Here is a 24,318-nt window from a genome sequence, read left to right on the forward strand (position 1 = left end):
GTCGTTACGGCCCCACTGGGGCCGTAACGCGTTTATAGGAGTACCTGTCATGGTTGAGCCCATCGTCATCGAAGGGCAGCGCGCCTGGCTGAAGCAGTACGGCAAGGGAGGCCGCGCACTGGCCCTGGGCCTGCTCAATTTCGTTGCCCGCCGTTTCCATCTGGACGCCCTGCGTCCGCCACCGCACCGCGGCGGTGATGCCGCCCGCGAAACCGAAGCCCGTCGCCTGGGAGAACTGCAGGCGCAGGGCGTGAACGTGCCCGACGTGCTGGGCAGCGGCCACGCCGCGCTGGTGATCGGTGACAACGGCAGCTCGTTCAACACCTGCCTGCGCCAGGCCGACGAGGCCGGCCGCGACCGGCTGGTGATGGCTGCCATGCAGGCCATCGCCGAAGCGCATGCGCGCGGCGCCTATTTCGGCCAGCCGCTGCCGCGCAACCTCACCTGGGACGGGCAGAGCGTGGGCTTCATCGACTTCGAGGAAGATCCGCTGGAAGTGATGGATCTGTCCGAAGCGCAGGCCCGCGACTGGCTGATGTTCGGCTACGGCGTGGCCAAGTACTACGCCGACCGCCCCGAGCAGCTGCAGGCGATGATGGCCGAGGCGATGGGCGATGCCCAGGCGCCGGTGCGCGAGCATGTGCATGCGGTCAGCGGCCGGCTGCGCAGCCTGGCCCGGGTGTGCATGAAGCTGGGCCGTTCAGCGCGCGCGCTGGCCCATTCGATCTTCATCGCCCATGGCGCCAGCACGGCGGGCGTGCTGATGCTGGTGGGCCTGTGCGTGGATTTCCTCGCCGACGGCGACCTGGACGTGCTGCAGCTGTTCTGCTGACGCCGTGCGCTTGCCCGGCTGCGCTCCATACGCCTGCATACGCGCACGTACAGACGACACAGCGGATTCGCCCTTATCATGGCCCGCTTCGATTGCAACAAGCGGATGACCGCGTGACCGTATCCACCCTCGCTTTTGTCTTCCCCGGCCAGGGCTCGCAGTCTGTGGGCATGGTGGCCGAGCTGGCCGAACTGCACCCGCAGGTGCGTGAAGCCTTCACCGAGGCATCCGATGGTGCCGGCGTCGACCTGTGGGCGCTGTCCCAGGGTGGCCCGGAGGAAATGCTCAACCGTACCGAATACACCCAACCGGCGCTGCTGGCCGCGAGCATCGGCGTGTGGCGCGCCTGGAACGCCGTGGGCGGTCCGCGCCCGTCGGTGCTGGCCGGCCACAGCCTGGGCGAGTACACCGCCCTGGTTGCCGCTGGCGCGCTGAGCCTGCATGACGGTGCACACCTGGTTCGCCTGCGCGGCCAGCTGATGCAGGAAGCTGCACCGGCCGGTGTCGGCGCCATGGCCGCCGTGCTCGGCGCCGAAGACCAGCTGGTGCTGGACGTCTGTGCCGAAGCTGCAGGCAGCCAGGTGGTGGTGCCGGCCAACTTCAACTCGCCGGGCCAGATCGTGATCGGTGGCGACGCCGATGCGGTCGACCGCGCGCTGGCGTTGCTGGCCGAGAAGGGCGTGCGCAAGGCGGTCAAGCTGGCCGTGAGCGTGCCCTCGCACACCCCGCTGATGCGCGAAGCCGCCAACCGCCTCGCCGAAGTGATGGCCGGCCTGTCCTGGCAGGCGCCGCAGCTGCCGGTGGTGCAGAACGTCGATGCCAAGGTGCACGAGGGTGTGGACGCGATCCGTACCGCGCTGGTCCAGCAGCTGTACCAGCCGGTGCAGTGGACCGGGTGCGTGCAGGCGCTGGCCGGCCGTGGCATCACCCAGATCGCCGAGTGCGGCCCGGGCAAGGTGCTTACCGGTCTGGTCAAGCGCATCGACAAGGCCATCGACGGCCGTTCGCTGGCCACCCCGGGCGACTTCGAAGCCGCCCGCGAGGCATGGTCGGCCTGACTCCCCCTGTTCCTGCCGACCGTACCGGTGGCCGCTGCACGCGGCACGGGTGCGACGGCCGCCCCAGCCTGAGGAAAACATCATGAGCAAGCCCCTGCAGGGTGAAATCGCACTGGTCACCGGTGCCAGCCGCGGCATTGGTGCCGCCATCGCCGATCTGCTGGCCGCCCAGGGCGCCACCGTCATCGGCACCGCCACCACCGAATCCGGTGCCGCCGCCATCGGCGAGCGCCTGGCTGCCCACGGCGGCCACGGCCGCGCGCTGAACGTGACCGACGCTGCCGCGCTGGACAGCGTGCTGGACGGGATCGCCAAGGAGTTCGGCCCGATCTCGATCCTGGTCAACAATGCCGGCATCACCCGCGACAACCTGCTGATGCGCATGAAGGACGAGGACTGGGCGTCGATCATCGACACCAACCTGACCAGCGTGTTCCGCACCAGCAAGGCGGTCATGCGCGGCATGATGAAGGCGCGCAAGGGCCGCATCATCAACATCGCATCGGTGGTGGGCGTGACCGGCAATGCCGGCCAGGCCAACTACGCGGCCGCCAAGGCCGGCATCATCGGCTTCAGCAAGTCGCTGGCCAAGGAAATCGGTTCGCGCGGTGTCACCGTCAATGTGGTCGCTCCCGGCTTCATCGACACCGACATGACCAAGGCGTTGCCGGAAGAAGCGCGTACTGCGCTGATCAACGACATCGCCCTCGAACGCCTGGGTTCGCCGGAGGACATCGCCCATGCGGTGGCCTTCCTGGCCAGCCCGGCTGCCGGTTACATCACCGGCGAAACCCTCCATGTGAACGGTGGCATGTACATGCCGTAAGCAAGGGGCGCAGGGATTGCGCCGCAAGTGGTTGATCTGCTGGGGTTTTTGCTGCAATGCAAGGCCGCGCCGGTTTCCACTACACTATCCCACGGCCATCGCCTTTGATGGCGACCACTTTTGAACCACAACTCCATCTGGAGCGAGATCCCATGAGCACCATCGAAGAACGCGTCAAGAAAATCGTCGTCGAACAGCTTGGCGTCAAGGAAGAAGAAGTCACCAACAGCGCATCGTTCGTCGATGACCTGGGCGCTGACTCGCTGGACACCGTCGAGCTGGTGATGGCCCTGGAAGAAGAATTCGAGTGCGAGATCCCGGACGAAGAAGCCGAGAAGATCAGCACCGTGCAGGCCGCCATCGACTACGTCAAGGCCCACGTCAAGGCCTGATGTCAGACGGCAGTGCGCGTGCGGGTCATCCTCGCCGCGCACCGCACCCCATGGGGCCGCTGTTGCGGCCCCGTGTGTTTGAGCATCACATCGAAGCAAACCGAGTTGCCCGTAGAATCCATCCGGGTCAGGAGAAACAGCAATGAAGCGTCGCGTCGTCGTAACCGGCCTGGGTATCGTCTCGCCGTTGGGCAATGATCTGGCCAGCAGCTGGGAAGGCATCACCCACGGTCGTTCGGGCATCGGTCCGCTGACCACCGTTGCTGATGCCTACGTGGATCGGTTCACCACCAAGATTGCAGGTGAGGTCAAGGGATTCGACATCACCGCCGACAATGAACTGTTCGGCAAGTATCGGGTCAGCGGCAAGGATGCCAAGAAGATGGACCCGTTCATCCATTACGGCCTCGGTGCCTCGTTCATGGCCCTGCACGACTCGGGCCTGGAGATCACCGACGCCAATGCCGAGCGCATCGGCGCCATCGTCGGCGCCGGCATCGGCGGCCTGCTCGGCATCGAAGAGCAGACCATCGAGTTCCACGAGGGCAAGAAGATCTCGCCCTTCTACGTGCCCAAGACCATCATCAACATGCTGCCGGGCCAGCTGAGCATCATCACCGGCCTGAAGGGCCCGTCGTTCTCGGCGGTGTCGGCGTGCGCGACCTCGAACCATTCGATCGGTACCGCGATGCGCATGATCCAGTACGGCGATGCCGACGTGATGGTGGTCGGTGGTGCCGAGCGTGGCTCGTCGCCGACCGCGCTGGGCGGCTTCTGCGCGATGAAGGCCATGAGCACCCGCAACGACGCCCCGGAACAGGCCTCGCGCCCGTGGGACAAGGACCGTGACGGCTTCGTGCTGGGCGACGGCGCCGGCATCCTGATCCTGGAAGAGTACGAGCACGCCAAGGCACGCGGCGCGAAGATCTACTGCGAACTGGCCGGTTTCGGTGCCAGCTCCGACGCGTACCACATGACCGCCCCGAGCGAGAACGGCGAAGGCGCCGCGCGCTGCATGGTCATGGCCATGAAGGACGCCGGCGTGACCCCGGAACAGGTGGGTTACCTCAACGCGCACGGCACTTCCACGCCGCTGGGCGACCTGGGCGAGACCATGGCGATGAAGACCGCCTTCGGCGACCACGCCTACAAGATGATGGTCAGCTCCACCAAGTCGATGACCGGCCACCTGCTGGGCGCCGCCGGTGGCGTGGAAGCGATCTTCTCGGTGATGGCGCTGCAGGACAACATCATTCCGCCGACCATCAACCTGGAACAGCCCGGCGAAGGCTGCGACCTGGACTACGTGCCCAACGAAGCACGCCAGGCCAAGGTGGACGTGGTGATGTCCAATGGCTTCGGCTTCGGCGGCACCAACGGCACGCTGATCTTCAAGCGCGTCTGACCGGCATCGTCGCGCCGCGACCCATCGGCAATCCGACAAACGGATCAACGCCGTGCACCACGGAGCCGCCGCAAGGCGGCTTCCGTGCATCTGAACCCCCGAACTGGCCATCATGACCCACGCACCGCTGATCCACCCGCTGCCGCACCCGATCGATCTGTTGGCGCTGCAACAGCACGACCCGGCGCGTTTCCCGCTGCTGATGGAATCCACCGCCTCGGGCACCGCCCAGGGCCGCTGGAGCCTGCTGCTGGCCGCGCAGGGCGAGGGCCTGCGGCTGGACGCCGATGGCCAGGTGCGTGACCTGCACGACGCCGTGCAGCCCGGCACGTTCCTGCAGGCGCTGGATCGCGCGTGGCAGGCCGAACGCCTGCCACATGACGGCAGCCACAGCCTGCCGTTCCGCGGCGGCTGGGCGCTGATGCTGGATTACGAAGTGGCCAGTCAGATCGAACCGGTGCTGCCGGCGCGTGCACGTGACGATGGCGGCCCGACCGCCGTGGCGCTGCGTTGCCCGGCCGCCGTGCTGCACGACCATCACAACGACGCCAGCTTCGTCATCGCCGAAGCCGGTGAGCAGGTATTGCTGGATGCGCTGGTAGCACTGGCCTCGGCGGCGTTGCCCGACGCCGGGCAGGGCTGGCAGCCGCCGCAGTCGGTGGGCGAGGATGCGCCGCAGCGCTTCACCGACGGCGTGCGCCGGGTGATCGAGTACCTGCGTGCCGGCGACGTGTTCCAGGTGAACCTGTCGCGGCGCTGGGGCGCGCAGTTCGCTGCGCCGGTCAGCCCGCAGGCGCTGTATGCACAGCTGCGCCGCGCCAACCCGGCGCCGTTTGCCGGCCTGTTCAGCGCGCATGGCCGCCATGTGGTCAGTTCCTCGCCGGAGCGGCTGGTGTCGGTGCACGCCGGCCACGCGCAGACCCGTCCGATTGCCGGCACGCGTCCGCGCTTCGAGGGCGACGATGATGCCGCGCGCATCCAGGAGCTGGTCGGTCACCCCAAGGAGCGCGCCGAGCACGTGATGCTGATCGACCTGGAGCGCAACGACCTCGGTCGCATCTGCCTGCCGGGCACCGTGGTGGTCGATGAGCTGATGACCGTGGAGAGCTACGCGCACGTGCATCACATCGTCAGCAACGTCAGCGGCCATCTGCGCCCGGAGGTCACGCCCGGCGAGGTGATCGCCGCCACGTTCCCGGGCGGCACCATCACCGGCTGCCCGAAGGTGCGCTGCATGCAGATCATCAGCGAACTGGAGCAGGTGCCGCGCGGTGCCTATACCGGCGCCTTCGGGTGGCTGAACCGCGATGGCGACCTGGACCTGAACATCCTGATCCGCACCGCTGAAGTGGATGGCCACGAGGTCAGCTTCCGCACCGGCGCCGGCATCGTGGTGGACTCGGACCCGGACAAGGAACTGGACGAGACCCGCGCCAAGGCGCGCGGCCTGCTGCGGGCGCTGGGCCAGCAGGGCTGATTGACCGCCCCCGCCGGGCATGACCCGGCGCTGCCGGTTCCGGTTTTGGTGGGTGCCGATCTTGGTCGGCACGGATGCGGGTGTCTGCCTCCCCGGTCATGACCCCACACCACCGGCACGGTATCCTGCACGACGGAATCGAGTTCAGAGGTAGTCCATGGCGGGAGCCAAGCGCGGGTGTCTGTTCGTGGTAACGCTGGTGGTGGTGCTGGCCGCCGTCGTGGCCGGCGTGGGCGCGTGGTTCTTCTACCAGCAGACCCGCTTCGCCGATGCTCCGATCACCCCCACTGCCGAAAGCGTGGTCATTGCCAGTGGCGATGGCATGAACAGCGTGCTGCGCAAGCTGCGCGACGCAGGCGTGGATGAAGGCCAGGACACGCAGTGGCAGCTGCTGGCGCGCCAGCTCGATGCCGCCGGCAAGCTGAAGGTGGGCGAGTACGCGCTCAGTGGCGAGCTGACCCCGCGCGAGCTGCTGCTGCGCATGCGCGCCGGGAAGGTGCTGCAGCACCGCGTCACCATCGTCGAGGGTTGGAACATCCGCCAGCTGCGTGCCGCGCTCAAGCGCGCCGAACCGCTGCTGCACACCACCGATTCCCTGGATGACGCCGCGCTGATGCAGCGCCTCGGCTTCGGTGGCCAGCATCCGGAAGGTCGCTTCCTGCCGGAAACCTACGTCTACCAGCGCGGCGACAGCGACCTGGACGTGCTCAAGCGTGCACATGGCGCGATGGAGAAAGCGCTGGACGAGGCCTGGGAAAGCCGTGCGCCGGACCTGCCGATCAACACGCCCTATGAACTGCTGACGATGGCCTCGATCATCGAGAAGGAAACCGCGCTGGCCAGCGAGCGCCCGCAGATTGCCGGCGTGTTCATGCGCCGCCTGAAGATCGGCATGCGCCTGCAGACCGACCCGACTGTGATCTACGGCATCGGTGCTGCGTATGACGGCAACATCCGCCGCCGCGACCTGACCACCGATACGCCCTATAACACCTACACCCGTGCCGGCCTGACCCCGACCCCGATCGCCATGCCCAGCCGCGATGCGCTGATGGCGGCCGCGCAGCCGGCGCCGGGCGACGCGTTGTATTTCGTCGCCGTGGGCGATGGCAGTGGCGCACACGTGTTCTCGCCCAGCCTGGACCAGCACAACGCCGCAGTGGCCCGCTACCTGCAGCAGCTGCGCCAGCAACGTACCAAGGAGACCCCGGCGCAATGAGTCCCGCGCTGCTTCGCCACCCGCGTTTCGTCAGCCTGGAAGGCGGCGAGGGCGCGGGCAAGACCACCGCCATCAACGCCATCCGCGAGTGCCTGCGCAGCCACGGCCATGAAGTGGTGCTGACCCGCGAGCCGGGCGGCACGCCGCTTGCCGAGCGCATCCGCGGCCTGGTGCTGAAGCCCGATGCCGAGATCGCCGCCGAACCGCTCAGTGCCGAAGCCGAACTGCTGCTGGTGTTCGCCGCGCGCGCACAGCATGTGCGCCAGGTGATCCAGCCGGCACTGCAGCGCGGCGCCTATGTGCTGAGCGATCGCTTCACCGATTCCAGCTACGCCTACCAGGGCGGTGGCCGTGGGCTCGATCCGCAGTGGATTGCCGATCTGGAGCGCCGCGCGGTCGGCCTGTTGCCGGGCCTGACCCTGCTGCTGGATGTGGACGTGGCCATCGGCCGCGCGCGCGCCAACGGCCGTGACCTGTGGCCGGACCGCATCGAAAGCGAGCAGGACGATTTCTTCCAGCGCGTGCGCGAAGTATTCCGCGGCCGTGCGCAGCAGGATCCGCAGCGCTTTGCGTTGATTGATGCGGGCCAGGAGCAGGAACGCGTGGCGGCCGATGTGGTCGCGCGTGTCGAGCGCTGGCTGCAGGAAGGGGAGGGCGCATGAGCACGTTCTCGCCCTGGCAGCAGCGCGCGTTCGACCAGACCGTGGCCGCGCTCGATGCCGGTCGCCTCGGTCATGGCCTGCTGATCTGCGGGCCGGCCGGGCTGGGCAAGCGTGAGGTGGCGCTGGCATTGGCCGACCACGTGCTGGCCCGCGGTGACGCCGCGCATGCCACGCGCACGCGTCAGCTGATCGCCGCGGGTACCCATCCGGACCTGCAGCTGGTCAGCTTCATCCCGAACAAGAGCGGCGACAAGCTGCGCACCGAGATCGTCATCGAGCAGGTGCGCGAGATCACCGACAAGCTGGCGCTGACCCCGCAGTACGGCGTGGCGCAGGTGGTGATCGTCGACCCGGCCGATGCGATCAACCGTTCGGCCGCCAATGCGCTGCTGAAGACCTTGGAAGAGCCGCAGCCGGGCCGCTACCTGTGGCTGATCAGCAGCGATCCGGCGCGCCTGCCGCAGACCATCCGCAGCCGCTGCCAGCGCCTGGAGTTCAAGCTGCCGCCGCAGCACGAGGCGCTGGCCTGGCTGCAGCAGCAGGGCCATAGCGAGGCCTCGGCGCGCGAAGCGCTGGAGGCTGCACGCGGCCATCCCGGCCAGGCCGACAACTGGCTGCGCGAAGATGGCCTGAGCCTGCGCCGCGAAGTGGGTCGCGAGCTGGAACAGCTGGCCGCCGGCAAGACCGGTGCGGTGGAGCTGGCGCAGAAGTGGTGTGGTGACGACAACGCAGCGCTGCGCCTGCGCTTTGCCGCCGACCTGGCGCTGGCCCAGGCCAGCACCGATGCCTTGACCACGCCGGAGCGATTGCACAAGCTTGCAGCCTGGTTCGATGCGGCCAACCGCACCCGCGACCTGCTGCGCACCACGGTGCGTGCAGACCTTGCGGTGGTCGAGTTGCTGCTGGCCTGGAACAAGGTGAACGAGCGGCCTGCCGCAAGGGGAAATCGATGAGTGCCAGCAACGCCCGCCAGGGCATCCTGTCCCTGGCCGTGAAGGACAAAGCCGCGCTGTACAGCGCGTACATGCCGTTCGTGAAGAACGGCGGCATCTTCGTGCCCACGCCTAAGCGTTACTTCCTGGGCGACGAAGTGTTCCTGCTGCTGACCCTGCCCGATTCCAGCGAGCGCCTGCCGGTGGCCGGCAAGGTGATCTGGGTGACCCCGGCCGGCGCGCAGGGCAACCGCACCGCCGGCATCGGCGTGCAGCTGGCCGACGGCGCCGAAGGCGAGGGCGTACGCCACAAGATCGAGACCCTGCTGGCCGGCCTGACCAGCTCGGACAAGCCGACCCATACGATGTGATTCCGGTAGCGCCGGGCCATGCCCGGCGACGACCTCGAAACACCCGTGAACACGAATGTGAAAAACTGTTGACGGCCTCTGAAAAGCCCCTATAATGAGCGGCTCAGCAACACACCGGGCGGTTAGCTCAGCGGTAGAGCATTGCCTTCACACGGCAAGGGTCACAGGTTCGATCCCTGTACCGCCCACCATGTTGTTATCGATGATAAAGGCCACCCGAATAGGGTGGCCTTTGCATTTCTGCTTTGAGAACTGCGCAAAAACTGACCTAAAGCGCCCGCGGCTGTGTCGATTCCGGCTATCAGGTGGATCACTACCATAGCTGTGAGAGCAACAAACAATGGCTCGGTCCGAGTCGTCGTTGGCGTCAAGTCTTGTCATGCGCGTCGTCGAGTCGCACCCTATGGGGCAATCCAAGGGGGATTCGCAAGTGCCAGAGGAAGCGCCAAAAATGCCTGCTGCGCGCAAGAGAGCAATGGCCAAAGAGGTAGTTGGTCCGACTCCGCCTCAGGCGCAGGCTCCCGACTGGAAAAACCATCCCGTTCTGATCGTCGGCGGCGCAGTTGTCGCAACGGCCATAACGTGCCTGACGTACTTCAATCAATTTGCACTTCCGCAGCGAACCGCGGCCTTGGAGCATAAGGCCAGTCAGGCGACAGAAGAGGCCAATAGGCTCACGGACGCGCTAGGTGTCGAGCATGACTTGAACAAGAAGCTCCAAAGAGATGTCGCGGGTCTCCAAAAGCGTGAAAAAGAGTTGTCAGGGCTTTTGTCAGAGTCCAGAGCAATCAATATGTTCCAAGCGGGAAGTGCATATCCAAATGGATTTTCATTGGTGAAGGTTGGAATGACTGAGGCGGATGTATTCAAGTCATATCCGGTTGATTCAATTACGCCAAATGAGCGCGGCTATCTGAGTGTGAAGTTTGAAAATTCTCCTTTTTCATCAGCCACTTACTACTTTGATGAAAATACAGAGAGTAAGATCATTACTCATATTTTATTCATGGTTAATTATAAGTTCCGGCAAGGTCAGTTGGGGCTCGTCAAGCGCATGTCGGAGAATCTTGGCAAGCCATTCGTCATCCCGCCCGACTATTACGCATGGCCTGCTTCTGGAAATGTCAATGTTTTCATGGGTGACGACACATCCTATATCGTAATGCGCCCTGGATCTCGACCTGCAAGTTGGCCAACAGAGAAAGAGAATGAGATCGTCTGCAAGGCGGCTGCGCAGGCGAAGGGAGTCTGTCCCATCAATCAATAAGTGGGTTCCTGTAGTACTGTTGCCTGAGATCCTATTCAACTAATCAGTACGGGCCGTCGTTTAGACAGTGATTGGCCTCGCGCACCAGTTGCCGTGCGGCCACGATCAGTCCGTCGGTATGGAAGGCGCCCAGCTGTTCTTCCGGGCCGGCCTCGGCACGCGCTCGGTCGGCGGCCTGCAGCAGATCGAGCACTGCGCTGAGCCCGGACATCGAGCGGCGCAGCGAGGCGTGATTGCTGGCGCCGAGGGTGAGGCTGCGGCACGGTTGCCCGTCATCGCCGTCGGCGCAGCTGATGGCGTTGAGGCACGCGAAGAAGGCAGGCGACTGCATGGGCAGGTTCTGTTCCTGCAGGGCGCATTCGATCTCGTGCGCAAGGTCTTCAGGCACGTCGGTGGCGATGTTGCCGATCAGGGCGTGCAGGCGGGGATGGATGGCGGTGCGGTTGGTCATGGCGAAACCCTCACTGGCGTAGGTCCACCTTCCGGAGCGAAGGTGGCGGACGGTGCGGGTTGGCGTACCAAGGCAAACAAGCTTCAAGGGAGAAGAACGCCTGGCGGATCTGGTGATCCCCACACACCGTCCGCCATTGAGGACAGTCGGTGCATTCTCTCAGCTGCGATTGTTTTCGCAGGCCTTGAAGCTTGTTCGTTTATTCGAGACGCCAATCCCGGCCCAGGCAATCTGCCTCGGCGCGGCGATCATCACGCCGGGCAATCACATCGGTCTGTAGGGAAAGTTCTCAACTTTCCCTAGGCAGGCCAGACGTTTTCCGTTGTGTGCCGTGCAACACCTGCGAGTAGTGCGGCACGTCACTGATGGCGCAGATCGCCGCCCCTGCCGACCGTGCGCATGACGCCTGCGGAGCCGCGCCGCCATGCCAATCACGTCACCTCGCGCGGGAGAGGGGGCATGTCACGAATGAAGGCAGAGGGTTCCATCCCTGCGCTGTTCCGCCGCCCCGGGCAGGCGTAGTCTCAGCCTGTCACCGTACCCATCCACGCTGGAGTGCCACCATGCCGCTCGCCCGCATCGATCTTCGCAAAGGTAAATCCGCCGACTACCTGCAACGTGTCGGCGAAACCATCTACCAGGCCATGCGCGCGGTGGGCGTGCCGGAAAACGACCGCTTCCAGATCTTCCAGGAACACGAGCCAGGCACGCTGATCTACGACGCCAGCTACCTGGGCGTGGACCGCACCGACGATTTCATCTGCATCCAGATCACCTGGAACGAAGGGCGCACGCTGGAGCAGAAGAAGGCGCTGTATGCCGGCATTGCTGATGGCCTGCACGCGGCAGTGGGCATCCGCCGCGAGGATGTGTTCATCAACCTGGTGGAAGTGAAGAAGGAGAACTGGTCGTTCGGGAGCGGGGTTGCGCAGTACGTGAGTTGATGCGCGAAAAGCATCCACGCATGGCGTGGATCTACCGAGCTTGGTCGAGGCCGCCGATGTAGATCCACGCCCGCGTGGATCTACACCTCGCTGCCGACCTGCTTGCCTTCGGTGGCGGCGGCACTGCGGGCCGCCTTCACTGCGTCGGCACTGTTGGGTTGTTCGCACTCGATGCTGGTCACGTAGCCATCGTGGCTGATGTTGTGCTCGGCGCGCTTGACCAGCCACTGCCCATCCACGCCATCGCGGAAGCCCTGCATCACCACCGTGGCTTCGGCCATCAGCGTCTCGCGGCCGGGTAGGGTGTAGCTCAGCGTACGCGTCTGCCGGGCCTGTTCCTGGTGTTTGGCACGCGCTGCAGCTTCGGCGGTTTCGCGGTCGGCGTAGGCCATGCGCAGGCGCACGATCGGCTCACCGCTGCCCAGCTTCACTTCCTGGCGCGTGGCACCGCGGACATCGCGGTAATAGGCAATGGTGGTGCCGGTCTTCTCGCGCGAGACGATGTTCACCTTGTAGCCACTGCCATCGGCCGGGGTCAGGGTGACGTCGGGAATGCGCTCACCGCTGGCACTGGTGGATTCGCCTCGCTTGACGAACATCAGGCGGCCGCCGCCCGGCTTGGCGATGGCGTCATGCTGCTTGGCCAGGCGCAGCAGCAGGTTCATGTCCGACTCCTGCGACTGCACCGTCAGTGGCAGCGCGATCGATGCAAGCGACCCGCTCACGGCAGCCTCCATTCCGTGTTCGCCGGCCATGCGTTGCACCATGCCGCCGATGGTCGTGCCCTTCTTCCAGGTGCGTGTCTTCTGCGTCTGCAGATCGTTCTTGCCGCCCTTGCTGGCCTCGAACGGCGCCGCGCGGGCGCGCAGGGTCATGCTGCCCGGGTAGCCGGAAATCTCCACCTCGTCGCAGATGTACAGGCCCATGCGCCGCACGTCACCGTCGTAACCGATGAAGGCTTCCAGCTCCGCGCCTGCCGGCGGCAGCTGGATCGGATCGGAAGGATCATGGTCGGCCAACTGCAGTTCCAGCATGTCCGAGTTGTTGTCGGTCTCGTCGGTGATCCGCAGCGACTTGAAGCGCGACCTGATGGTGTCGGTGATGTCCTGGTTGTTGGCCACCACGCGGAATGCCGGCGTGATGTTCAGTCCCACAGGGCCACTCCCTTGCGCTCGTTTGCCGGGCGCTGCACATCCGGCAGGGTGATCGCCATGCCGGCAGGCAGTACCGCGCCGCGTGCGGCCAGGCCCGGGTTGGCGTCGAATACCGCGCGCAGGATGGCTGGTGATTGTTCGCCATAGTGCGTGTACGCGATGCGGTCGACGACGTCGCCGTCGCGGGTGTTATACGTTCGTGCCATCGCTGTGCTTCCGCAGGGAGAGGGTGAATTCGTGCCGTTGGATTCCAGCATCGGCAGTGAAACCGGAGGCGGTGGCGTCGATCTTGTCGATGACCCACAGCCCCAGGTTCCCGCCCTTGCCGGTCAGCAGCCGCTGTGGCTTGCCCTGCGCGGCCAGCTTGCGCAGCTGCGAGAGCTCATTGCCGGCACCGCGGAACGCATAGTGGATGACGCCAGGCAGCGTCATGCTGGCCTTGCCGGGCCCGGTGTACTGCAGCGCAGCCATCTGGCCGATGCGTTCCTGCGCTGCCCAGCCATACTCGTTGCTCTGCTGGATATCCTGGAACACGGCGGTGTTGAGGCTGAACTTGAAACCACCCAGCATCAGCAGCACCGGAGCGTTGCCGGAATCGTTGGCTTTGAACTGCGACAGCAGCTTGTCCACTGTGCCGGTTACGAACTCGCGCTTCATGCTCAATTCCTGTCTGCAAGGCCACCACGGGCGGCAACCGCGTTGCGACGCTGCAGTTCGTCGGCGGTGCGACGTGCTACGGATTCGCTGGATTCACCTGGTTGCTGGTGGATGGTGATGTTGTTGGTCTGTTGTTGCTGCACGGTGGTGGGTGCACGGGTGGTGGGCGAGGGCATGGCCGGTGCAGTGCGTCCCTGCGCACCGCTCAGCTCAGCCATGCGCCGGTTCAAGCCATCGTTGCTGTCGGTGCCGACGGCATATGCGACCCGTGCCATGTCACCAATGCCACCACCACCGCGTGCCTTCATGCTGCTGTAGATGTTGGCGGCGCCCACTGCGGTCTGCAGCCCGTCCTGGGCAACGCCCAGTGCCTTGTCCTTGGCCGCGCCCACGCCGCCGCCGAGCTTGTCCATGAACCAGCCAACGCCTTCAATGACCGGCTTGAGCTTCTCCAGGATGCGGTCGAACGCCGCCGTTGCCTTCTCGCTGATCGACTCCCAGATGCTGCCGAGCGTCTCGCTGATGAAACCGGCGACGGTGCCGAGCATCTCGCCCAGCCACACCACTGCCCCCACCACGCCGCCGATGACCTGGATGACCAGCCGGAAGTTGGTCAGCAGCGCCTCGCCTACCAGTGAGCCGATCTGGCCGACGCGTGACAGTTCGTTGCCGGTGTACTGCGCCGGTTCCAGCATCTTCGACAGCCAATCCCAGGCCTGCCCGATCAGCCCGCTCATGACTTCCCAGGCGGGGCGCAGCGGTTCGACCGCGCGCATCAGTTCCCCCATCGCCGCGGTGCCTGCACCGCTGAGACCTTCCCAGACGCCGCCCAGGAACGCCTTGATCGGCTCCCAGTACTTGCGCACCAGCAGGGCGCCGGCGGTGATGGCGGCGACCGCAAGAGCGATGGGGCCACCACCGATGGCACCGACGGCGGTAGCGACGATGCGGAAGCCCGACGCCAGGCGCATCGCCATCGGCCCGAAGCGTCCCAACTGGGCCAGCAGGCTGCCGCCACGGAACAGCTCGAAGGCCTTCTGCACGGCCAGGATCGGGCCCTGCAGGAACGTCCAGGCGTAGCGGGCGCCGAGCACCGCGGTGCGCAGGCCCAGCATGCCGACCACGATCTGCGTGGTGTTGGCGATCAGCTTCGGGTTCTCCTGCACGAACGAGGTGACCCCGTTCAGCAGTTCGGTCAGCTTGACCGCCGCTTCGCCCACCGCCGGTAGCAGCGCGGCACCGAAGGCCTTGGACAGGTTGTCCACGGCGATTTTGGCGCCCTCGATCTTCTGCGGGTCGGTCTGCATCGCATCGGCATAGGCTGCATCGGTGGTGCCCGCCGATCCATTCAGCGCCTTGTCGCGGACTCGAACGTAGGTGTCCCAGTTCTCGATCATCGGCTGGACGAAGTTCTTCGCCTGCGCATCGCCGAACAGTGCGCCGATCTTCTTCTGGTCGCCCGCGGTGGCCTGGATGATCCCCTGCATCGCAGCATCGAAGGGATTGCCGCCGCTGGTTTGTGCATCGCCGATGATCTTGCGCAGATCCAGGTTCAGGCTCTTCTTGGCCTTCTCCTGAATGTCCGGCGAGAGCACCTCGGACATGAAGCTCTTCATGTTGCTGGCGGCCTTGTCAGCGCCACCTGCCGAGTCCAGCGTGGCTTCCAGTGCCGCACCCAGCGTAGCCGCCGCCGATGTACCCTGCAGCTTCATCGCCTCGAACGAGGAACCCAGCACCGGCAGCACCTGGGCCATGTCCTTCAGGCCCAGGCCGCCCTGCTGGCTGTTCACTACCAGCACGTCCAGCGCGTTCTGCATGCGCGAGGGATCGATATCGAACGACTGCTGCAGGGCGGCCGCGGCCTGGGCCACATCATCGATGCTGGCACCGGTGACGGTGGTGGTCCGCCCGACAGCACCGAGGCTGGCCTGGGCCGACTGCGCATCCATGCCGGCGTCGATCATCAGCCTGATCGAGCGTTGCAGCGCGTCGGCGCCCTGGTTGGTTGCACGCGACTGTTCCAGGATGGCCTGCCCCAGTGCGCTGACCTGGGCGCGGCTGAGGTTGGCTGCCACGCCGATCTGCTGGTTCTGGCGGGCGAAGCCGGAGGCGTTCTCGACCGGCTTGGCCAGTGCGGTGACGGCGGTGCCGAGTGTGCCGCGTGCCTCGCCAAATGCCGAGCCGAGCTTCCCGCGCTTCTCCAGGTTGGCGTCGCGCTTTGCTTCGATGCTCTCCAGCGCCACCTGCGAGGTACGCAGAGCATCGACCTGGGTACGCATGCGGGCGTACTCCTTGCTGGTCGTACTCATGCGCGCGAGCCTGCGATCCAGCAGGGTCACCTCGGTGCCGAGGCGCTTGATACCATCGTTGGCAAAGGAGAAGGCGTCCTTCAGTGACTTGGACACCTCGCCGCCGATCGTGATCGTTGTCGTTTGAACGTTACTGGCCATGTACCGGCAATCCCTGAATCCACCAGATGAACTTCGACACCCGCAGTGTCATGATCTCGCGCAGGCCCCAGCCGGTATGGCCGGCCAGGGCGAGCACTCCCTGCCTGATCTGAGGCAGGGTCAGGTGGTAAAAAGCGCGACGCCTGCCTGCAGTCGTGCGTAGTCGCGCAACGGCATCTTGCGCACGTCGTCCGGCGAGATCTCGCACAGGTTGGCGATCATCCGCACCTCACGCTGGGCGTCGCTGCCCTTGTCGTCCTGGTAGCGCTCCATGTCTTCCACGGTCGGTTCGCGCATGCGCAGCACGGCGGTCTCCATGCCGTTGACCTGGCGCGGGCGGGTGAGGGTGATCTCGGCAAAGCCATCGCGCTCGATGACGGTGTCGGTGGGGGTCTTGGTCTTGCTGGACATGGATGCGTTCCTGGAATGCGATGCGGTTCGATGGATGCGGGGGCGCGAGGCGCCCCCGGGTTCTTCAATGCGGCGAGGGTTCAGATGCCCAGTGCGCCGCGGATGCCGGCCAGTACGTCCACGCCACCCTGGCGCGCGATCATGTTGACCACGTCGATCTCCTGCACGACCTGGGCGCCATGGGTCAGCTTGTAGTAGCTCAGCGCCAGGTTGACCTTGATCGTGCCTTTCTCGCCAACCTTGGTTTCGCCGCGGTCCAGCAGCTTCACCTTGCCGCGCATGTTGTGCACGACCTGGGTCACTTCGCCGTCATCGCCTTCCAGGGCTTCACGGGCGGTGAAGCCGTATTCCTTGCTCTCGATGACGTGGAACTTGGTCATGATCTCCGCGTCATCCGAGGCAAACTCGACATCAGCAGTGAGCTTTTCATGGCCGAGCACGATCTCGGTCGGGGCGAGCATGCCGCCGGCCTGGAAGTCCTCGGTCTTCAGCGACAGCTTGGGGGCGGTGAAGGACATCACGCTGCCGGCATAACCCTTGCCGTCGACGTAGAAGTTGAAGTTTTTGCGGATCTTGCGCGCCATGCTTAGAAGATCTCCGAGACGTAGTTGTTGTTCATGTGCATGCGGAAGGTCAGCTGCTCACCCGGGTAGGTCGGGGTGAAGTCGAAGTCCCAGTAGAAGCGGCCCTGGGCCACGCTGTCCGCTGCGTTCAGTTCCGGGTCGATCCAGCAGTTGCCGCCGAGGATCGCGCCCTGGGTCTTCAGCCCGCGCAGGAAGGCATTGACACCCTCGCGCACGTCATCGACGTAGGTCTTGCTGATGCCGCGGTCGACGGCCCACAGGTGGGCGGCTTCCAGGCTGTCGGCGATGATGTCGGCGGTGCGTACCACGCACAGGAACTGCCACTTCGGATCGATGCTGGTGGTGCGGTTGCCCCACAGGCGGAAGCCCCCTTCGCGGATGACCGTTGCCACGTTGGCCTGGTTCAGCAGGTTGGCGCGGCTGGTCGCATCGGACAGGCCGAAGTCGATTGCACGCGCGGTGCCGACCACGCCGTTGAGTTCCAGGTTCGACGGCGACGCCCACCAGCCGCGCTCGTTGTCGCTGCGGGCGATGGCGCCGGCCACGGCACCGGAGGCATAGCGGGTGACGATGGCATCACCGGACTGCACCAGCAGCGCCGGGTCGACCACGTAGACACGCTTGGAGCCGGTCAGTGCAGCGGTGGACTTGGCCGCGTCGTCGTTGCTGTTCGGGCCATCCTTGATGATCACTGCGCGCAGCTTGTCGGCAATGCCGAGCAGTTCCGCGACGACCGGGTTGGCCAGCACGGCCTCCGGCTTGGCCGGGTCGGCTGGGTGCACATGGGTGAAGCCGGGTGCGACCAGGATGCGCGGCTTGACGCCGACGATGGACTTGGCGGCCAGCAGCGCATGCACGCCTTCGTACGCGCCGGTCTGGGCGTTCACGCCGCCCAGCACGTTGGCCAGGGTGGCGCTTTCATTGGCGCCCTTCTCGACGCGGACGACGACGACGACGGCACTGGACTGGTCGAAGATCGCGTCGAGCGCACCGGGCAGGGTGCCGGCATCGGTGCCGGTGGTGGCCGACAGCTTGGTGGCCTGCGACGGCGAGGTCACCAGGACGGGCGTGTTGACGGGGAACGCTTCGGTGTCGGCCAGCGGTGCGGTGCCGACGATGCCGATCACGCTGCTGGAGGCGATGGCAATCGATCGGGCACCGGTATCGATGTTGACGACCTGTACGCCATGGAGAAATTCGGTCATTCGGGGTTCTTCCTCGGTGTGGGTGTGTGCCGGCTTGTGCAGGCGACGGGGTAATGTTCGGAGAATGTGGCGGTCGGGATAATTGCAGCGGTGGCCCGATGTGCAATCAGTACCAGCCCGAGACAGCGACGTTGGCGTATACGGTTGAAACCTGAGCGGGGCTGCCGGAACGACGGAGATGAACGGCTATCTCAACCGTGACGCTCTCGTACATGGAAGATGCCGCAGGAATGCTGATGGATACGGTTGCCAAGCGCGATGTCGCAAGTGAGGAGAACGACGGTGCGCTTGTGCTGAACGAAGCAGCCCCTGTGTTGCCGGCCGTGAACTGCACTTCGTACTGGCCGGGATTGGCACCCGCCGGTGCCCAGCGACCGGAATCCACCTGGGCGGTGGCATCGTTGCCACCGCCGTAACTGTTGCTGTGGACGGTGAAGTTGCCGTCGGACAGCAGGCTGATCTGCACCGACGCCGTGACATCGCCGAATGAGTTTGTTTTGGCGCCATTGCCGGCTGAGTAGTCCTTGCCGTGGAAGGGCAGCCGGTAGCTTGCGGTGCCCCGGGCCGCCCACAGGTTGGATACGTCCATGCCGTTGATGCGATGGCCTACGTCGGCACGTTTGCTGCCGTACTGGATGTGGGCGTAGCGGCGGCTCAGGTCGGTGCCGCCGATACGGCGGCTCGAGTCCTGTGCCTGCGGACCTTCGACGTACGGATCGAACAGGTCGTCAAAGTCGATACCGGAAGAGCGATATCCGCTGGGCATGTCAGCGCTCCGCTTTCAGTGCGCGCACTTCGGCGGCCAGTTCCTGGATGGCCTTGGCCATGACCGGCAGCAGCTGGTCGAGCTTGACCGACGCCACGCGTTCACCCTGGAACTCGACACCTTCCAGGTCGACTGCTTCCGGCACCAGCTCGGCCAGCTGCTCGGCGACGAAGAACAGGCGGCGACGACCGTCGTCGTTGTACTCAGGCTTGTAGTGGCCGGCGGCCAGTTCCATTTTCTCTACAGCAGCCAGACCGTAGGGAAGTACGCCCTCGATGTTCTTCAACTTTCGTGAGGAGCCGAAGTCGTATCCGCCTGTGGCAGATACACTACCGATGAAGGCATGACCGGTGAATCCATTCTCCGCAGAGTACTGGATCCGATTTCCATCCCCCCAGCCTACGTATCCCATACGTGTTCCATCCGCACGATGGAACGCAACGTAGCCGGCAAGTACATCGGTGCCTGCGTTTGTTCGAACGCAGCCACCAGCACTGATGAGCGAGCCTACCGTGGTTACGGTTTCATTGAAGGAGGCGGGTCCAATCACAGAAACAGTGGAGCCGCGCAGCTCAAGTGGTGCAAAGGCATTCTCGGCCGGATTCACTGACTGGAGCACGGTGGTTCCGGCTCCATTGCTGATGAATCTGATCAAGTTGTGTCCTGCGGCTGCCTGGGTGTACAGATACGCGTTGACGCGCAGTGAACCGGTCACAGTGTCGCCGGTCCTGTTTATTTTGCTTGCGGGATCAAAGTTCCCACTCGTCCAGATGGATCCACCAGTACTGAGTGTGGAGGTGAACCCACCCGCTGAGTTTGCGAAAGTGAAGTTCGAGCCATTTTTGAAGATGTAGGAGTTCGCATCACCCAACACAATAACGCCATCGTTGGGCACCCCATTCCAACCATAGGAGCGCAGCGAATTGCCGTTCACTGCAACATGGCCAGTGAACGTTCCGCCAGACTTGTCCATCTTCGATTCGGGCGCGAAGTTCCCCGCATGCCACATCGCCGATCCATTCCAGCGCGGGCCGTCGCCATGCTTGATGGTGATCTCACTACTGGCACTGCGATCGGCGCTCCATACGCGCCACAGGCTGGAATTGCCCCAGCCGCCTATGAAGGATTGTTCGGCGCCGGCGGCACCGAAGCCCAGCAACGGATACGTGCCGCTGATGAACTGCTGGTCGGTGAACGTGTTGCCGCCCCTGGATGCCTTGCCATCCAGCGCCGGCTGCAGTCCGGTCACATCGGCAATCACATGCTTGTGGCCCACGGTGGCGAAGTCACCGGCCAGGGCGAACTCGGAGGCGTGCTTGCCGTCCAGGGTGTCGGCGTCCAGGCCGTTGCCATGCCCGGTGTCCTTCAGCGCGGCGCTCTTCAGTTCCAGGGCAGTGCGCGCCGCGGTGGTGTTCGCCGCAGACAGCAGCGTCTTCGCCAGCGCGGTCGGGGCGCTGGCGCCGAAGCGCTTGTCGGTGTAGGCGCGCAGGCCACGCGGGGTGACCGCGCGCTGGGTGTCGGTGGCATCTTCGGCTTCAGTGCTGGTGGCCAGCTCGACCACGCCGACCACCTCGGTGGTGGCCGGTGGATAGAGGAAGCCGGCGTCGCCGAACTGGATCTGCGTTGTGTCGATCCCGCTGAAGCGGGTATCGGTGGCCAGCAGCAGCATCGATGCGGCCGACTTCTCCATGATCGGATCGGCCTGGCCGTAGCTGGCAAACAGGGTGCCGTCGGCCAGGTACAGGCCGAAACCGCGCAGCGTGTAGGAGGTGGCGCTGTCGTCGCGGATGGTGACGTGCACGGTGTCATCGCCCACGGCCTGGCCGCCGAAGGTGGCGACGCGCTTGATCTCGCCGGGCAGCGCGGTGAGCCCGGCTGAAGGCACGAAGGCGGTCGAGGTCAGGCCGATCTGGGTGATCAGGACGGCGTTGGTGCCGGTGTTCGGCGGATTGACCAGCTTGGCGAAGCCGGCATCGGTGATTTTCAGGCGCATGCGGGGGTTACTCTCCGATCAGTTGAAGGCGGCGGAAGGCCGTGGCGTGGGCGGCTGCCAGTGCGCCGACGGCGGCGTCGGCCTGCATGCCCTGGGTAAAGGTGAAATGCGAGCGCACCGGCTTGGTCCGGGTGATTTCGCCGATGACGTCCTCGACGAACATCGCCGTGGCGGACTGGCCATCCTGGTTGGCGATGGTCATCACCGCTTCGAAGGTGTGCGGCGCGCCCCTGGGCTGCAACTGCCACCACTCGCGGATCAGCACCGAGCCGCCGAAGGCGGCCACCACGTCGCGCACGCTGCCGGCGGTGCCCTTGCGTCGCTGGATGGCGATGGCCGTACGCACCCGGGCGCGCTTCACCGCTTCGGGCCAGTAGGCTTTCCATTCGTCCAGCGACAGCGCCCAGGCCAGCCAGGGCAGCAGTGCGGTCGGGCAGCGGTCGGCATCCCACAGCGCGGTGATGTCCACCGGCAACGGACGTGCAACGATGGCGCGGGCAAGCGCTCGCTCGGCGTGGGTGGCGTTGGCGGGAAGCAGGTTCGCCGCCGAGGGCACCACCACCTGGGCGTCACCATCGATGACCTCGCCGGGTGCCGGTGCAGCGGCCAGGGTGACTACGCCGCCGTCGATGACGGCGCCCTGCAGCAGCTGCCGGCCGTGCGCATCGGTGCGGAATACCGACTGCAGGCTCGCCAGCGCGCCGCCGGGGTGGCGGAAGGTGCGGTTGCGGCCATCGATCGCGCCGCGCAGGCGCGCGTTGATCAGGCGCGTGCTCGGCTCATTCATCGGTGCCGCCGTGGGTCAGGGTCACGCCGGTGCAGTGCGTGGCCTGGGTTCGGTCCACCACCACATCTGCAGCTGGATGGACGATCTCCACGCGCTGCACGCCCTCGGCATGCAATGCGGCGAACAACCCCGAACGGGTGACATCGCGGCCGAGACGGTGTGACTCGCTGATGTAGCGGTCCAGGCGGGTGCGCGCTTCGGCAAGCACGACCTGCGAATCCGGGCCGGCAAAGGTGAACAGCGTGGCGTCGACCGTGTAGTTGACGATCATTGCCGGCTTCACCAGCACGTGGTCGGTCAGCGGTCGCACGTCATCCGCGCTCAGCTTCGCCTCGACGATGTCGAGCAGGCCCTGGGTGGCGGTTCCATCCGCTTCGCGCGACAGCACCGAGACCACGACCTCGCCCGGGGCCGGACTGGTCGCGCTGGCGTCGAGCACGCGCGGGTCCGCGCTCAGCGCATGGAACACATAGGCGCCCTCCGGCCCCGCCACGCTGAAGCCTTCCGGGCCCAGCTGGATGCGGCGGCGGAAGTCCTCATCGCCTTCATATCGAGGAGGAACGCCTTCCTGCGGTTTGCCCGGGTCGAGCACCTGGCGGACGACGCCGAAGATCGCGGCGAGGTGATCCAGGTCGCTGCCGACGGCATAGGCCAGCATCACGCCACGCGCGGCGTCGTTGACGCGCTGGCGATCGAGCAGACGCAGGTAGGTGCAGACCTCCAGGATCTTGAAGGCGGGGTCCGACGGCAGCAGCGCGTCGAAGGCGGGATCCAGGGCCTGCAGCGCGGTCAGCGATTCATCGAACATGGCTTCGAAATCGAGCACTTCGATGACCGCCGGGGCAGGCAGCTGGGACAGATTGACACTGGTGAACGAGCCGGATGCCACGGTTAGCGAACCTCGATTCCTTCGATGGTGATGGCCTGCCCGTCGGGAAGATGGATTCCGGTCACTGCCAGGATCATCACGCCGGGGGCGGGGAGGGAGACGTCGACGGTGTCGACGTGGAGCCGCGGTTCCCATCGCGCGAGTGCGTCGACGGTGGCGGCGACTAGGTCCATGCGCAGCGAGCGGTTGGTCGGCGCATCGATCAGTTCAAATACGCGCGAGCCGTATTCGCGGCGCAGTACGCGCGAGCCAAGGGGCGTGGTGAGGATGTCACGCACGGATTGATGCAGATGGGCCAGGCCATCCAGTGATTTGCCAGTGTTGGCGTTGATTCCTCGCATGGTCTCTATCGTCGTGGAGTGCGGGTTTTCAGGGCATTGCAGGCGTGGCCGTTCAGGCCTGGGCCGGCGTGGTCGGGGCGGTTGGGCCCTGGGCGGTGTGCTTGTGTGCCTTCAGGCCGATGGCACCGGCCTTGATCTCGCCGGGTGTGCTGATGTCCTTGCCGGCGCTGATCGCGCCGCTGACATCCAGATCGCCGCTCGCCTTGATCGAGGGCGTGTCGAGCACGATCGATTCGCTGGCGATCACCTGCGCGCTTGCACAGGTGACGATGACCTTGCCGCTGCCGACGTTAACGCTCAGCGTGGTGGTTTCCTGGTCGTACTCGACGGTGCTGCCGTCGGCGAACTCGGTGCGCTGCCGCAGGCGCGAGTCGGCGGGTGGCGGAAAGCGGTCCTGATACAGGCTGCCGAGTACCAGCGCCTGGCCGGGGTCGCCATAGGGGCACGCCAGCACGACCTGCTCGCCTGGTTCGGGGGCGCACCAGCTGCGCATGCCCGGCCCCGCGCGGCGCTCCAGCCAGGGAATCCAGTCGGTAAGCATGCCGTCGGCATCGACGCGAACGCGCCCGTTTGCCTCGTCGAGTTCGCGCACCACGCCGATCATCAGCAGGTTGCCGATCAGCCGCGCGTGTTCGGCGCTCATCGTGCGCGCTCCGGCAACAGCTGGTAGCGGGACTCATGGGCGCGACCGATCTCCGGCGCGAAGCTGTAGGACGCCTGCGGCACCACGCCACCGGCGTCGTCCCACGGGTTGTCGCCCAGCGCGACCGGCAGCGACCACTCAACGATCCAGGTGCGCAGGCCCGGCTGTGCTGCCGCTGGGTCTTCGGGCGACGCCGCGATCACATCGATCGCGCCGCTGGCAACGCCGGGAAAGCGGCCGAGCTGGTGCAGCCAGGTCGCCAGGGCGAGGGCCGCATTGCGCAGCTGCAGCGCTGTGCTTGCGTCGGTTGCCGGCAGCGCGATGCGGGCTTCGAAACGCAGCGTGGCCTGCAGCAGGCCACTGCCATCATTGTTGTCACGGCTGCGATCACAGCGGGTCATCGCCAGAAGGCAGGCCGGCAGGGGCATCCCCTCAGCGCTGGCATCGCGATGGAACTCGACGCTTGCAAACCCGGGAAAGCGTGCGCGGATCGCGGCTTCGATCGCGGCAATCAGCGGATCGAGCGTGGGAGGGAAGGGATCGTTCGCCATGTCAGCTCATGCAGAGAGGGGAGGAAGGGCGTAGCGCTGCAATGCGCGCGG

Annotated in this window: 27 protein-coding genes and 1 tRNA gene; 13 read left to right on the forward strand and 15 right to left on the reverse strand. The window is 65.6% G+C overall.

Annotation, left to right across the window (positions count from 1 at the left end; all coding sequences use genetic code 11):
• The first annotated feature begins 49 nt into the window (after window positions 1-49).
• From ACZK0Z_RS04970 to ACZK0Z_RS05025, 12 genes are all read left to right on the forward strand, one after another.
• The gene (locus ACZK0Z_RS04970; protein WP_197619848.1) at window positions 50-832 is read left to right on the forward strand and encodes a BUD32 family EKC/KEOPS complex subunit; all 783 of its coding nucleotides are present in this window, start codon (window positions 50-52) and stop codon (window positions 830-832) included.
• 113 nt (window positions 833-945) lie between these two features.
• A complete protein-coding gene (gene fabD / locus ACZK0Z_RS04975; RefSeq protein ID WP_197619847.1) occupies window positions 946-1,890 on the forward strand; it encodes an ACP S-malonyltransferase in 945 nt (314 codons plus the stop codon).
• Between the two features lie 82 nt (window positions 1,891-1,972).
• Window positions 1,973-2,716: a 3-oxoacyl-ACP reductase FabG gene (fabG, locus tag ACZK0Z_RS04980; protein ID WP_005408312.1), complete on the forward strand. Its 744-nt coding sequence runs from the start codon at window positions 1,973-1,975 to the stop codon at window positions 2,714-2,716.
• A gap of 152 nt (window positions 2,717-2,868) precedes the next feature.
• Window positions 2,869-3,108 (forward strand): acyl carrier protein, encoded by a 240-nt coding sequence (gene acpP / locus ACZK0Z_RS04985; protein WP_005408313.1) that lies wholly within the window; start codon window positions 2,869-2,871, stop codon window positions 3,106-3,108.
• Between the two features lie 142 nt (window positions 3,109-3,250).
• The gene (gene fabF, locus ACZK0Z_RS04990; protein WP_197633656.1) at window positions 3,251-4,513 is read left to right on the forward strand and encodes a beta-ketoacyl-ACP synthase II; all 1,263 of its coding nucleotides are present in this window, start codon (window positions 3,251-3,253) and stop codon (window positions 4,511-4,513) included.
• Between the two features lie 112 nt (window positions 4,514-4,625).
• A complete protein-coding gene (locus tag ACZK0Z_RS04995) occupies window positions 4,626-5,990 on the forward strand; it encodes an aminodeoxychorismate synthase component I (RefSeq protein ID WP_197633655.1) in 1,365 nt (454 codons plus the stop codon).
• Window positions 5,991-6,147: 157 nt separating this feature from the next.
• Window positions 6,148-7,209, forward strand: coding sequence for an endolytic transglycosylase MltG (gene mltG / locus ACZK0Z_RS05000; RefSeq protein WP_197633654.1), 1,062 nt, complete (start codon window positions 6,148-6,150; stop codon window positions 7,207-7,209).
• Window positions 7,206-7,871, forward strand: a complete 666-nt coding sequence (gene tmk / locus ACZK0Z_RS05005) for a dTMP kinase (RefSeq protein WP_197633653.1) — start codon at window positions 7,206-7,208, stop codon at window positions 7,869-7,871. Before mltG ends, tmk begins: the two co-directional genes overlap by 4 nt.
• On the forward strand, window positions 7,868-8,824 hold the full coding sequence (locus ACZK0Z_RS05010) for a DNA polymerase III subunit delta' (protein WP_043033674.1): 957 nt from the start codon (window positions 7,868-7,870) through the stop codon (window positions 8,822-8,824). Before tmk ends, ACZK0Z_RS05010 begins: the two co-directional genes overlap by 4 nt.
• Complete coding sequence (locus ACZK0Z_RS05015; protein ID WP_004146965.1) at window positions 8,821-9,174, forward strand: PilZ domain-containing protein; 354 nt, start codon at window positions 8,821-8,823, stop codon at window positions 9,172-9,174. Before ACZK0Z_RS05010 ends, ACZK0Z_RS05015 begins: the two co-directional genes overlap by 4 nt.
• Before the next feature lie 116 nt (window positions 9,175-9,290).
• Window positions 9,291-9,365, forward strand: a tRNA-Val gene (locus ACZK0Z_RS05020).
• A 188-nt stretch (window positions 9,366-9,553) separates the two neighbouring features.
• The gene (locus ACZK0Z_RS05025) at window positions 9,554-10,441 is read left to right on the forward strand and encodes a hypothetical protein (protein ID WP_197619843.1); all 888 of its coding nucleotides are present in this window, start codon (window positions 9,554-9,556) and stop codon (window positions 10,439-10,441) included.
• 43 nt (window positions 10,442-10,484) lie between these two features.
• Here the strand turns inward: ACZK0Z_RS05025 and ACZK0Z_RS05030 are convergent, their stop codons facing one another.
• Window positions 10,485-10,892, reverse strand: a complete 408-nt coding sequence (locus ACZK0Z_RS05030; protein WP_197632549.1) for a hypothetical protein — start codon at window positions 10,890-10,892, stop codon at window positions 10,485-10,487.
• A gap of 563 nt (window positions 10,893-11,455) precedes the next feature.
• Between ACZK0Z_RS05030 and ACZK0Z_RS05035 the strand changes: the two genes are divergently transcribed.
• Window positions 11,456-11,836: a tautomerase family protein gene (locus tag ACZK0Z_RS05035; RefSeq protein ID WP_049430176.1), complete on the forward strand. Its 381-nt coding sequence runs from the start codon at window positions 11,456-11,458 to the stop codon at window positions 11,834-11,836.
• Window positions 11,837-11,916: 80 nt separating this feature from the next.
• On the opposite strand, the gene ACZK0Z_RS05040 is transcribed toward ACZK0Z_RS05035, so the two are convergent.
• The 14 genes from ACZK0Z_RS05040 to ACZK0Z_RS05105 form a co-directional block, all read right to left on the reverse strand.
• Window positions 11,917-12,990, reverse strand: coding sequence for a contractile injection system protein, VgrG/Pvc8 family (locus tag ACZK0Z_RS05040; protein WP_197619841.1), 1,074 nt, complete (start codon window positions 12,988-12,990; stop codon window positions 11,917-11,919).
• Window positions 12,981-13,196 carry a tail protein X gene (locus ACZK0Z_RS05045; RefSeq protein ID WP_049430174.1) on the reverse strand — a complete coding sequence of 72 codons (216 nt, stop codon included), beginning with the start codon at window positions 13,194-13,196 and terminating at the stop codon, window positions 12,981-12,983. Before ACZK0Z_RS05045 ends, ACZK0Z_RS05040 begins: the two co-directional genes overlap by 10 nt.
• Window positions 13,180-13,647, reverse strand: coding sequence for a phage tail protein (locus ACZK0Z_RS05050; RefSeq protein WP_049430173.1), 468 nt, complete (start codon window positions 13,645-13,647; stop codon window positions 13,180-13,182). Before ACZK0Z_RS05050 ends, ACZK0Z_RS05045 begins: the two co-directional genes overlap by 17 nt.
• Window positions 13,648-13,649: 2 nt before the next feature.
• Window positions 13,650-16,097 (reverse strand): phage tail tape measure protein, encoded by a 2,448-nt coding sequence (locus ACZK0Z_RS05055; protein ID WP_197632550.1) that lies wholly within the window; start codon window positions 16,095-16,097, stop codon window positions 13,650-13,652.
• Between the two features lie 120 nt (window positions 16,098-16,217).
• A complete protein-coding gene (locus ACZK0Z_RS05060) occupies window positions 16,218-16,508 on the reverse strand; it encodes a phage tail assembly protein (protein WP_005412456.1) in 291 nt (96 codons plus the stop codon).
• A gap of 80 nt (window positions 16,509-16,588) precedes the next feature.
• Window positions 16,589-17,092: a phage major tail tube protein gene (locus tag ACZK0Z_RS05065; protein WP_049430170.1), complete on the reverse strand. Its 504-nt coding sequence runs from the start codon at window positions 17,090-17,092 to the stop codon at window positions 16,589-16,591.
• A gap of 2 nt (window positions 17,093-17,094) precedes the next feature.
• Entirely contained in the window at window positions 17,095-18,297 is a 1,203-nt protein-coding gene (locus ACZK0Z_RS05070) for a phage tail sheath C-terminal domain-containing protein (RefSeq protein ID WP_197632551.1), read from the reverse strand.
• 106 nt (window positions 18,298-18,403) lie between these two features.
• On the reverse strand, window positions 18,404-19,063 hold the full coding sequence (locus ACZK0Z_RS05075; protein ID WP_197632552.1) for a hypothetical protein: 660 nt from the start codon (window positions 19,061-19,063) through the stop codon (window positions 18,404-18,406).
• 1 nt (window position 19,064) lies between these two features.
• The gene (locus tag ACZK0Z_RS05080; protein WP_197632553.1) at window positions 19,065-21,056 is read right to left on the reverse strand and encodes a tail fiber domain-containing protein; all 1,992 of its coding nucleotides are present in this window, start codon (window positions 21,054-21,056) and stop codon (window positions 19,065-19,067) included.
• A gap of 7 nt (window positions 21,057-21,063) precedes the next feature.
• Complete coding sequence (locus tag ACZK0Z_RS05085; protein ID WP_238378719.1) at window positions 21,064-21,612, reverse strand: phage tail protein I; 549 nt, start codon at window positions 21,610-21,612, stop codon at window positions 21,064-21,066.
• Between the two features lie 223 nt (window positions 21,613-21,835).
• Window positions 21,836-22,732 carry a baseplate J/gp47 family protein gene (locus ACZK0Z_RS05090; protein WP_197632555.1) on the reverse strand — a complete coding sequence of 299 codons (897 nt, stop codon included), beginning with the start codon at window positions 22,730-22,732 and terminating at the stop codon, window positions 21,836-21,838.
• Window positions 22,733-22,734: 2 nt separating this feature from the next.
• Window positions 22,735-23,073 carry a GPW/gp25 family protein gene (locus tag ACZK0Z_RS05095; protein WP_197632556.1) on the reverse strand — a complete coding sequence of 113 codons (339 nt, stop codon included), beginning with the start codon at window positions 23,071-23,073 and terminating at the stop codon, window positions 22,735-22,737.
• 52 nt (window positions 23,074-23,125) lie between these two features.
• Window positions 23,126-23,716, reverse strand: a complete 591-nt coding sequence (locus ACZK0Z_RS05100) for a phage baseplate assembly protein V (RefSeq protein ID WP_049430163.1) — start codon at window positions 23,714-23,716, stop codon at window positions 23,126-23,128.
• Window positions 23,713-24,267, reverse strand: coding sequence for a hypothetical protein (locus ACZK0Z_RS05105; protein ID WP_049430162.1), 555 nt, complete (start codon window positions 24,265-24,267; stop codon window positions 23,713-23,715). Before ACZK0Z_RS05105 ends, ACZK0Z_RS05100 begins: the two co-directional genes overlap by 4 nt.
• Between the last annotated feature and the right edge of the window lie 51 nt (window positions 24,268-24,318).

Source organism: Stenotrophomonas sp. 116085_Sma, from assembly GCF_056479585.1.

What these genes read in the sequence shown, in the direction of transcription:
- ACZK0Z_RS04970 (WP_197619848.1), top strand. Translation starts at nt 50, where the DNA reads ATGGTTGAGCCCATCGTCATCGAAGGGCAGCGCGCCTGGCTGAAGCAG.
- fabG (WP_005408312.1), top strand. Translation starts at nt 1,973, where the DNA reads ATGAGCAAGCCCCTGCAGGGTGAAATCGCACTGGTCACCGGTGCCAGC.
- acpP (WP_005408313.1), top strand. Translation starts at nt 2,869, where the DNA reads ATGAGCACCATCGAAGAACGCGTCAAGAAAATCGTCGTCGAACAGCTT.
- fabF (WP_197633656.1), top strand. Translation starts at nt 3,251, where the DNA reads ATGAAGCGTCGCGTCGTCGTAACCGGCCTGGGTATCGTCTCGCCGTTG.
- ACZK0Z_RS04995 (WP_197633655.1), top strand. Translation starts at nt 4,626, where the DNA reads ATGACCCACGCACCGCTGATCCACCCGCTGCCGCACCCGATCGATCTG.
- mltG (WP_197633654.1), top strand. Translation starts at nt 6,148, where the DNA reads ATGGCGGGAGCCAAGCGCGGGTGTCTGTTCGTGGTAACGCTGGTGGTG.
- tmk (WP_197633653.1), top strand. Translation starts at nt 7,206, where the DNA reads ATGAGTCCCGCGCTGCTTCGCCACCCGCGTTTCGTCAGCCTGGAAGGC.
- ACZK0Z_RS05010 (WP_043033674.1), top strand. Translation starts at nt 7,868, where the DNA reads ATGAGCACGTTCTCGCCCTGGCAGCAGCGCGCGTTCGACCAGACCGTG.
- ACZK0Z_RS05015 (WP_004146965.1), top strand. Translation starts at nt 8,821, where the DNA reads ATGAGTGCCAGCAACGCCCGCCAGGGCATCCTGTCCCTGGCCGTGAAG.
- ACZK0Z_RS05025 (WP_197619843.1), top strand. Translation starts at nt 9,554, where the DNA reads ATGCGCGTCGTCGAGTCGCACCCTATGGGGCAATCCAAGGGGGATTCG.
- ACZK0Z_RS05030 (WP_197632549.1), bottom strand. Translation starts at nt 10,892, where the DNA reads ATGACCAACCGCACCGCCATCCATCCCCGCCTGCACGCCCTGATCGGC.
- ACZK0Z_RS05035 (WP_049430176.1), top strand. Translation starts at nt 11,456, where the DNA reads ATGCCGCTCGCCCGCATCGATCTTCGCAAAGGTAAATCCGCCGACTAC.
- ACZK0Z_RS05045 (WP_049430174.1), bottom strand. Translation starts at nt 13,196, where the DNA reads ATGGCACGAACGTATAACACCCGCGACGGCGACGTCGTCGACCGCATC.
- ACZK0Z_RS05050 (WP_049430173.1), bottom strand. Translation starts at nt 13,647, where the DNA reads ATGAAGCGCGAGTTCGTAACCGGCACAGTGGACAAGCTGCTGTCGCAG.
- ACZK0Z_RS05055 (WP_197632550.1), bottom strand. Translation starts at nt 16,097, where the DNA reads ATGGCCAGTAACGTTCAAACGACAACGATCACGATCGGCGGCGAGGTG.
- ACZK0Z_RS05060 (WP_005412456.1), bottom strand. Translation starts at nt 16,508, where the DNA reads ATGTCCAGCAAGACCAAGACCCCCACCGACACCGTCATCGAGCGCGAT.
- ACZK0Z_RS05065 (WP_049430170.1), bottom strand. Translation starts at nt 17,092, where the DNA reads ATGGCGCGCAAGATCCGCAAAAACTTCAACTTCTACGTCGACGGCAAG.
- ACZK0Z_RS05070 (WP_197632551.1), bottom strand. Translation starts at nt 18,297, where the DNA reads ATGACCGAATTTCTCCATGGCGTACAGGTCGTCAACATCGATACCGGT.
- ACZK0Z_RS05075 (WP_197632552.1), bottom strand. Translation starts at nt 19,063, where the DNA reads ATGCCCAGCGGATATCGCTCTTCCGGTATCGACTTTGACGACCTGTTC.
- ACZK0Z_RS05080 (WP_197632553.1), bottom strand. Translation starts at nt 21,056, where the DNA reads ATGCGCCTGAAAATCACCGATGCCGGCTTCGCCAAGCTGGTCAATCCG.
- ACZK0Z_RS05095 (WP_197632556.1), bottom strand. Translation starts at nt 23,073, where the DNA reads ATGCGAGGAATCAACGCCAACACTGGCAAATCACTGGATGGCCTGGCC.
- ACZK0Z_RS05100 (WP_049430163.1), bottom strand. Translation starts at nt 23,716, where the DNA reads ATGAGCGCCGAACACGCGCGGCTGATCGGCAACCTGCTGATGATCGGC.
- ACZK0Z_RS05105 (WP_049430162.1), bottom strand. Translation starts at nt 24,267, where the DNA reads ATGGCGAACGATCCCTTCCCTCCCACGCTCGATCCGCTGATTGCCGCG.